Raw genomic sequence first — 8,306 nt, 5'->3', positions numbered from 1 at the left:
AATAATTATATTTTTTCTCGAAAATGAATAAATAATTTACTTCTTTGAATTAAGCTTTTTCTAGCATTAATATCCCAATGAATGCACTTGTTCATTCAATTTGCCCAATGTTGGGTATTGTACACTATACTGGGTCTATACACACAAATAGATAACCGAGGCACCGTGAAATTCCGGACAGTTAATACTTTAATTGATAGCACATTAGACCTTTATGGCAAACTCCTCTATCTGTTCACAGTCTTGGGAGAATAATCAAAATAAGATGAGATGTTCCTTTATACACTTAGTACAAGCTACTTTACGAAAGTCACCTAAAAGATAAATAAAAGGTGGGCGCAATACGGACGAAATTTTCAGTTGTGATATATTACTTAGTGTCCTACCTTGGACGTACGATCGCCTTTTAAAGGCGAGCGTAGGCCTATCGTGTAGAGGCGAAGATTGTCTCTGCTTTGTTCTTTTGCTCTGGAGAATGGTGAACTTTCCATGCTAACTTATAAGGAACAGTTAGGTGTTATTCCGAGAGAGCCAACTACAATAAGAACTTCTATATATACCGAGTCAGGTATACGCAAAGGTACGAGCACCGACTTCGCGAGTGGCAAGGGTATGCTTCGCCTGCTCGACAAAAAATCTTCCTTTCTATCGAAAGTGTATTTTTTCCCGGCAGCCCTTGCCTCTGGCTAACGGTCTCGGGTAGACAAGGCATAACCTGGCCACGGCGGTTGCCGAGTAATGGTCGAGGTTCACTTAAATCTTATATACTTATGAAATCTAATTTCGAAGAACGTCGTCAAAATCGCAAGGATCGCTACGAAGAGCTCGCTGATAAAAACCGGCAGCAGTCCCAGGAACGGTATCAAACCGCTCGAAATATCGGTAAGCATATTCCCATGGGACAACCGATCCTGGTAGGACATCACTCTGAGCGTGGTCACCGGGCGGATATCAAGCGCATTGACAACAACATGCGAAAGTCAATAGAGCACGATGGCAAAGCTCGCTACTATGAGCAAAAAGCGCAAACCATTGAGAACGATCGTACTATCTACAGTGATGATCCGGAAGCTATTCAGAAACTGAGGTGTCGTCTTAAAGATTTAGAAGAATATCAATCGTCTTTGAAGGCCATTAATAAGCTTTGTCGATCTAAGAAATTGAAGGACGAGGAGATTACAAAGCAACTAGCAGACGAATATGGATTAAACGCTTCTACGATCCACCAATTACTGAATCCAACCTACAGCTACGAAAAGCGGGGATTTCAGAGCTGGCGGCTGTCTAATAATAACGCTAACATCCGGCGTATCCGCGAACGTATCGCTCAGCTGGAGAAAGCCGAAAGCGAAGAGACTACTGAACAGATAGTAGGTGATGTGAAAATCGTAGACAGTGTAGAGCACAACCGACTACAGATCTTCTTTCCGGACAAGCCTTCCGTTGAAGTAAGAGCCGAACTCAAACAGCATGGCTTTCGCTGGTCAAGGCAACAGGGATGCTGGCAGCGCCATCGGAGCAACACGGCGACCTATCAATCTGAAAGGATCATCCGTCTATACAACGAAGGGCTACAATAGCCTTAGGGAGCTTAGGCTCCCTTTTTTTTACTTAGCAACCTGTTAAAAACCCACCCTGTAGCGGAGAAACATGATAAGCTATTAAACAAATGTGCATGTTTAGTGACTAACCCACCCATGTAAATAAGCAATGATCCGCTGCTTGGTTGATGCAAATTTACGAAGATCGGCTGCGCGAGCAGCAAGGGTACGCTTCGCCTGCTCGGAAAAAAATCTTCCTTTCTACCGAAAGCGTATTTTTTTCCGGCAGCCCTTGCCACTGGCTAGCGATTTCGAGATGGGAAAGCATAACCCAGCTGCGGTAGCCGGGTGCCATCTAAATTTTATTATCATGTTTGGAAAAGAATTCTATCCCACCCCCCAGGAAGTTATTGAGAAAATGCTCGCACCATATCGTCCCTCCGATGAGCGTTTTGCCCGAGCAAGGTACAAGCGGTATACCGGGCTTCAGGGAAAGACGATCCTTGATCCCAGTGCAGGTAAGGGGGACTTACTGGACTTTATTACGGAAAACACAGATCGGTACGATGATGTAGAGTGCTTTTGCTGCGAAGTTCATCCGGAACTACAGAACATCCTCCGCCAGAAAGACTATCAACTAATCCAAGAGGACTTTCTAAGCTACCAAGGGGATTACTTCTTTGATCTTATTGTCATGAACCCTCCCTTCAGTAATGGCGATGAACATTTATTGAAGGCCTGGCAGATCCTCAAAGAGGGTGATATCGTATGCCTATTCAACAGTGAGACAATTAACAACCCATATACCCAGCGTCGTCAACATCTAAAAGAGATTATTGAGATGCACGGTGAAGTAGAAGACTTAGGGCAAGTATTTTTAGATGCTGAGCGGAAAACCGCTGTTCGGTGTAGCATCGTGCGGCTGCATAAGGACGCTGAAGAAAGTGTGTTTGATTTCAGTTTTGATACAGTAACTCGTAATCAAGATGTTCAATTCACCGAGGAAACAATGGAATCAACTGTGGCCACCCGCGACGTGGTAGAGAATATGGCTACGCAACAGAGAAAGCTTCAGGAAAGCTACCTGAATCTGCTAAGAGCCTATCAGCAGATGAAATTCTACAGTCAGGGAATTTTTAAAGGACGTAAAAGTGCAGAAGAAGTCGCTGAGAAAGCCAGAAAGAAGGGAGGCAGAAAAGGATACAACTACTTTCTAGCCGCAACCAAACAAGAAATGTGGCAGTGCGTGCTTAATGCGATCAACATGGATCAATTCATGACTCACCAAGTCAGACAAGATTTTGAAAGCTTCAGCCGTAATCAAGGCCATATGGATTTTACCAAGGAAAACGTAGCCTCCCTGGTGGCCATGCTCTTTGAGAATCGCTACACCATCCTGGACCGGGCCGTGGTGAATGTGTTTGACATTTTTACTTCGTATCATCAAGAAAACCGCCTTCATGTGGAAGGATGGAAAACGAACGATCGATGGAAAGTAAACCGTAAGATCATTCTACCCTACTGGATCAAATTTGGCGAATATGATAGTGCTGATCACTACCAACGATACGGAAGTACATTCAGCACCAGTTACTCCCATCACTCGGAGTACAGTGATGTTGACAAGGTGATGTGCTACCTGAAAGGGATACCTTACGAGCGATGCCAAAACGTGTACGACACCCTGGATAAAACATTCAAGCAGATCGGTAAAATTCGACCCGGTGATAAAGTTGATAACACCTGCGAGAGCGAATTCTTCCATATCAAATTCTTTAAAAAAGGGACTATTCACCTAGGGTTCAAAGATACTTGGCTTTGGGATGAATTCAACCTACGAGCTTGCGCAGGGAAGCAATGGCTACCGGAAGCAGAGAAACAATCAGCCCGACGTACCACTTGGAACGAAACCAAACAACAGGATCAATTATCCCTACCGTTAGCTGAGGAATTGAGTCTCGGAGAGCAATTAAGCTTACTATAGTAACTATTGCGGGTACATCGTGAGGTGTACCCGTATTTATACACTCCCAGCTCAGATGAAAGCTATCATTAGCGGATACCGAATAAGCCACGACTCCCTCCCTCCAGTGGTGGCAACGTAGCGTTGCTGGTGTTAACCCACCCTCCTAACCTAGTAGAGTGGCGACACAAGAAGGAGGAAAAGTCGGGTCGTACACCTGCTGAATAAACTCTTCTCAACTGGGAATGTGAGCAAAAATCGGTCAATTCTGAAAACCAAAATATACTTAAAAAAATAGTACTTTTTTGCCTATTTTATACTTGTTTTTGAGTACTTTTTTACCTATCTTCATAGAGTAATCAATTCATCATTCACCTAAATCTTTAATGTATGGACACCGCAATGAACCCTTTGCAAAACCCTACAACGACTCGTCCCGAAACAATTGTACAGGAACTCAACAAGAGTAAGTATATTCCAGGACAACCCCTTGATTATCGCTTCAACTGCAAGGATGGAACCATCTATCGCAATGGTAGGAACATCGGACAAAATGCTACGCTGCACATCCTTGCTTGCCGAGTGATGGAAGGTCAGTTGTTCGGTAAAGATAGCCTCTGGATAGAAGCATTCTTCAAAGACGATAGCGGGAATATTGGAAGCACGTTATTCAATAGTCACTCCGCCGAAGAATTTAAACGCTTCCTTTCGCAACTCTTTTACGAAGAGATTAAATTATCCCAAGCGGTCATTGACGTAAACTTTCAGCAAAAAACAGGTAGTAATGATGGAACGTCGTATACCTACCATATTCTGTCCTTCTCACTCAAAGAACGTCTGGATGCTTCCGTAGAAAAAGAGGTTGCCGAATTTACAAAAGAGAAACGTCACCTATACCGTAGCAGCACATTGGTCGATTCAGTAAAGGTGATCGCTTCGCTGAACTTCTATACCCCTGAGCCTAATTCAGAAAAAGCATCTTCCAAAACGGTTGTTACGCATCCTGCTTCTGAGAAGTCTACTGTCAATATTTCCACCGCAGTCTCTGCCTAGTGGCTCACTCATATTCATTATTCACATAAATCCTACTTAGATGAACACCAATTTTTTTACAGGTTGGCAGCAACTCGGCTGCTTACCTGCCACCACGCTAACCATCACCCTGACCGAAGTAAACGGTCAGGTAGTGGTGACCTTGCTGCCCAAGATGAAGGTAGACGATGCTACTAAAGACCAAATTGCCCCTATCTGCTTGAAAGGCACCTACGAAGAACTGAACGAAGGCTTTTTCACCGCACTCACCAAGCCCCTTGCTCAAGTGAGCGGACTGGCAGTAGAACTCGCTCAATTTGAAGCCTCCCAAAAGAAAGCACAAACCGATAACGCTAAAGCCAAGAAAGAAAAGGAAGCCAAAGAGAAGAACAAGAAAAAGGCGGATGAACTGCTCAAATCTGCCCAAGACCTCGCCGATCAAAAGAAAGGCAATGATGCCATTAGTACGTGTCAGCAAGCCGTTGATTTGGTACCAGATTACCCCAAAGCGAACAAGCTTTTAGATACCCTGAAAAAGCAGTTCGGCATCTATCCCCAAGCGGATTTGTTTTCTAAGAAGGAGCCTTCGGGAAACCCACCAAAGGCAGAGCAACCCCAGGATGATAGTGAGCAGCACCAGCAAGCGAACCCGAAGCCCACCGGGATGCCGGCCACCGAGGTGCCGATCATAGAGGAAAGTCCAGCACCAGCAGTAACGGTGCCTCCTATTGAGAACCCTCCAAGTGAACAGGAATCGGAGGAACAGGCATCAGAACCGTCCACCCAAAGTCCGCTGAACACCCCCAATAGTTATTTTCACTTTTAAGTACTGACGAATGGAAACCATACAAATCACCCGCGAATTTAAGTTCAACGGCATCGTCTTACCCGATATTTCGGAAGTCATGAGTCCTGAGCAGGTCATGGACTTTTATAGTAGCCAATACCCCGAACTTACGAATGCTCAGGTTCAACGCCTGGGCATTCAGGACGACAAGCAGAAGTTTGAGTTCAAAACCAAAGTGGGAATAAAAGGATGAATAAGCCTACCACCTCATTAACTTCTAAACAGTTATGGAAACGTTATCAATCCCTTTCCGAGATACTACTACGTCATGGTCAAAACCGTTGGTCGAGTACACAACGCTACCTGGCAAGGGCAGATTTAAGCACCCCCTCCACCGGGAGGAAATTACTTCCCTCCGAAGGACAGGACTTCATCGTTTGACCTTTCGCCCAATAGCCCTGGCAGCCATCACGGAGAAAATGGGCTACCGAGATACGGCGATAGCGGTGCTTGCCCCTGAAAACAAATCTAAAGCCAAGCATCAGGGGGTGAAGGAAATCATCGCATTGATTCAGCAGCAGTATCCGCAGTTTGATTTTACGCTGTACGCTGATCGGTTGGTATTAACCCATGATTACCCCATCCACTGCTTTTATTTCATTGAAGTGCCTTATCAAAAGTTGCGAAAGAGTTACCCCCAACTAACAAAACTATTGGTCACATTTCTGTCACTATCCCAAAAGATAGGGCTTTCCCTATGGGATGAGCACTACTATACTGGCAGTGCGGTGGACAGTCTGGATGAGCAGATTCAAGCGGGAGAATGGGAGGAAGAAGAGGAAGCCCCACTACAAGCGATGATTGATGATGCCAAAGCGTTATCCCAAGCCATCGGCAAGTGTTCCGTCAAACGAGTTAGCACCTTGAAACGGCACTTGCGAAATTTTGTGCCTACTCCCCAAGAGCAACCCATGATACAGGCACTGCAAACGTGGACAAGCCTGTTAGAAGAGTCTGATTCACTGACTAATTACGATGGTGAGTACGCCGAGTGTGGGGATGGAACCGAAGTGATTCCCCCTTCCCATCGGTTTGTTATCTCACCTGTACTAAGCCAAACCATTACGGACATCATCGACTGCTGCGTTCAGGAAGCCTATATGCCAGAAATTATGTTTTCCCAAGCGATTACGCACTTTTGTGAGGGGCTGGCAATACCCCTGTTTCCCTTTCGAGTCTGTCAGATGGTAATAGGGATTAACGAAGCCATTGAACAACTTAGCCCCACGACTCCCCATGATTAGTAATACCAATCAGCACTCCGTTTATCAGCCCGTTTCCTGCCTGATGGTCTATCAGTTAGTTCCTCAGCAGGAGGTTTGGGGCTATCCCTATACCGAAGATACACCTCAGTATTATCTGGAGCAGCATCAGCTTTACGAGCGTAAGGGGAAGTTTCATTTGCGAGAAGGCGTACCCATGCGCCCCGAAACCCTCAGCGAGATCGTGACGACACTAGCGCAGGAGCAGCAAACCGAAAGAACCTTTGCCGGACGGGTGCCCCAACGACTGATTTACTTCTCTCACTCTCCGGAAGTATTGGTCTGGCAAGTTCCTGCTAAATTTCGTTCTCTTGCCTTTCGAATGCACGGGGTAGGGGAGGGGCACTACCCTTGTCCACACCTTGTTTTTCGGGTAGTGAATAACGAGCAATTGCAGGTGTTTGCCACTAAAAGTAAGCAGGTAACCGAGCGAACCCCCTTATTTCAAGCCCCCTTTCCCAACATCAGTTCTAACGGACAGGTATGCCTCGGCTCAGCCCGTAGCTGGATAGAAGAGCCAGCCACCTACGAAGCGTTCATGCAACAGTGGGAGCGTATCTTTTTTGATTCGCTCTTTAATACCGATAGCTACCACAATCGGGCAAAAATCCCCTTAGCTGACCTGTGGAAACCGCTACGTGGAAATGATGGCGTATTTCCTAAGAAGCACTTATTACCCACGACCTACCGAGTCAATCAATTACGACCATGATACACTTTTTGCCCCAGTGCCTACAAGAAAACAGAGAGCCTATTTCCGTTGCCCTCATTGGGGCAGGAGGGACGGGTTCCCAACTACTTACCCACCTTGCCCGGATTCACCTGAGCCTCCAGGCATTGGGGCGACAGGGACTACGGGTGATTGTCTATGACCCGGATACAGTGACCGAAGCCAATATTGCACGGCAACTGTTCTCCTTTCAAGATGAGGGAGGGAATAAAGCCGTTACCTTAGTAAGCCGGATTAATCGTTTTTTTGGATCGGATTGGCTAGCTGTTCCGGCGAAATTCCATCGTGGGAATGCTGAACGGTGTAACGTGTATTTAACGTGCGTAGATTCGGTAAAAGCCCGTAAGCAGTGCTATTCAGTGATGAAAAAGCTGGTGACGAACTACGAGTCAAGCCACCAATCATTTTATTGGCTAGACACCGGAAATATGCGTGATTTTGGTCAGGTGGTGCTATCTTCATTGACGAAGATCACTCAGCCCGATTCTCAGTACGAAACCCTGAGTAGGTTACCGAATGTGTTGCAATTGTTTCCGGGGATGGTTGAAGAGGCTGACTTAGATAATGAGCCTTCCTGTTCGTTAGCGGAAGCCATTGGTAAGCAGGATTTGTTTATCAATACCGCGATTGCTATGCAAGCGGGGCAACTACTATGGCAGTTACTCAAAGAAGGCTATACAACCTCTCAGGGTAGCTTTGTAAACCTGAAAACGGGAAAAACCAATGCCCTTCCGCTCCGATCAGCGAAGCTCAGACCCACAAAGACACTGCTGGCAAAGGCTTCGTGACAATTCAAGGGGATAATAGAAGTCACCTTCCAGCAGACAAGCTTTCAAACGTTCGCTGCGGGGTAGCCCTTGCTTTTTTCCCCTTCTTGTGACCTTGAATAAGTAAACGTTCGCGCGTAAATTGTCTATCTTTACCCGAGTAG

General features: G+C 45.9%; 8 protein-coding genes. All 8 read left to right on the top strand.

Features of this window, described 5'->3' with window-relative positions:
* The first annotated feature begins 770 nt into the window (after window positions 1–770).
* The 8 genes from P0M28_RS30875 to P0M28_RS30840 all read left to right on the top strand — a co-directional run bounded on the left by P0M28_RS30875 (window position 771) and on the right by P0M28_RS30840 (window position 8,163).
* Window positions 771–1,580 carry a DUF3560 domain-containing protein gene (locus tag P0M28_RS30875; protein ID WP_302211059.1) on the top strand — a complete coding sequence of 270 codons (810 nt, stop codon included), beginning with the start codon at window positions 771–773 and terminating at the stop codon, window positions 1,578–1,580.
* A gap of 130 nt (window positions 1,581–1,710) precedes the next feature.
* The gene (locus tag P0M28_RS30870; protein WP_302211057.1) at window positions 1,711–3,525 is read left to right on the top strand and encodes a DUF4942 domain-containing protein; all 1,815 of its coding nucleotides are present in this window, start codon (window positions 1,711–1,713) and stop codon (window positions 3,523–3,525) included.
* Window positions 3,526–3,894: 369 nt separating this feature from the next.
* Window positions 3,895–4,557, top strand: coding sequence for a hypothetical protein (locus P0M28_RS30865; protein ID WP_302211056.1), 663 nt, complete (start codon window positions 3,895–3,897; stop codon window positions 4,555–4,557).
* A 40-nt stretch (window positions 4,558–4,597) separates the two neighbouring features.
* Entirely contained in the window at window positions 4,598–5,362 is a 765-nt protein-coding gene (locus P0M28_RS30860; protein ID WP_302211055.1) for a PRTRC system protein E, read from the top strand.
* A 10-nt stretch (window positions 5,363–5,372) separates the two neighbouring features.
* Window positions 5,373–5,576, top strand: a complete 204-nt coding sequence (locus P0M28_RS30855; RefSeq protein ID WP_302211054.1) for a PRTRC system protein C — start codon at window positions 5,373–5,375, stop codon at window positions 5,574–5,576.
* A 34-nt stretch (window positions 5,577–5,610) separates the two neighbouring features.
* On the top strand, window positions 5,611–6,627 hold the full coding sequence (locus tag P0M28_RS30850) for a hypothetical protein (RefSeq protein WP_302211052.1): 1,017 nt from the start codon (window positions 5,611–5,613) through the stop codon (window positions 6,625–6,627).
* Complete coding sequence (locus P0M28_RS30845) at window positions 6,620–7,357, top strand: hypothetical protein (protein WP_302211051.1); 738 nt, start codon at window positions 6,620–6,622, stop codon at window positions 7,355–7,357. Before P0M28_RS30850 ends, P0M28_RS30845 begins: the two co-directional genes overlap by 8 nt.
* On the top strand, window positions 7,354–8,163 hold the full coding sequence (locus P0M28_RS30840) for a PRTRC system ThiF family protein (RefSeq protein ID WP_302211050.1): 810 nt from the start codon (window positions 7,354–7,356) through the stop codon (window positions 8,161–8,163). The genes P0M28_RS30845 and P0M28_RS30840 overlap by 4 nt, the downstream gene beginning before the upstream one ends.
* Window positions 8,164–8,306 lie beyond the last annotated feature (143 nt).

This window comes from Tunicatimonas pelagia (genome assembly GCF_030506325.1).
Taxonomy (GTDB): domain Bacteria; phylum Bacteroidota; class Bacteroidia; order Cytophagales; family Cyclobacteriaceae; genus Tunicatimonas; species Tunicatimonas pelagia.
Note: the sequence above shows the minus strand (reverse complement) of the source record. Positions and strands in the feature narration are given on the sequence as shown.

Bases quoted from the DNA above. Each gene is read 5' to 3' on its own strand.
- P0M28_RS30875 (WP_302211059.1), top strand. From the start codon at position 771: ATGAAATCTAATTTCGAAGAACGTCGTCAAAATCGCAAGGATCGCTAC.
- P0M28_RS30870 (WP_302211057.1), top strand. From the start codon at position 1,711: ATGATCCGCTGCTTGGTTGATGCAAATTTACGAAGATCGGCTGCGCGA.
- P0M28_RS30865 (WP_302211056.1), top strand. From the start codon at position 3,895: ATGGACACCGCAATGAACCCTTTGCAAAACCCTACAACGACTCGTCCC.
- P0M28_RS30860 (WP_302211055.1), top strand. From the start codon at position 4,598: ATGAACACCAATTTTTTTACAGGTTGGCAGCAACTCGGCTGCTTACCT.
- P0M28_RS30855 (WP_302211054.1), top strand. From the start codon at position 5,373: ATGGAAACCATACAAATCACCCGCGAATTTAAGTTCAACGGCATCGTC.
- P0M28_RS30850 (WP_302211052.1), top strand. From the start codon at position 5,611: ATGGAAACGTTATCAATCCCTTTCCGAGATACTACTACGTCATGGTCA.
- P0M28_RS30845 (WP_302211051.1), top strand. From the start codon at position 6,620: ATGATTAGTAATACCAATCAGCACTCCGTTTATCAGCCCGTTTCCTGC.
- P0M28_RS30840 (WP_302211050.1), top strand. From the start codon at position 7,354: ATGATACACTTTTTGCCCCAGTGCCTACAAGAAAACAGAGAGCCTATT.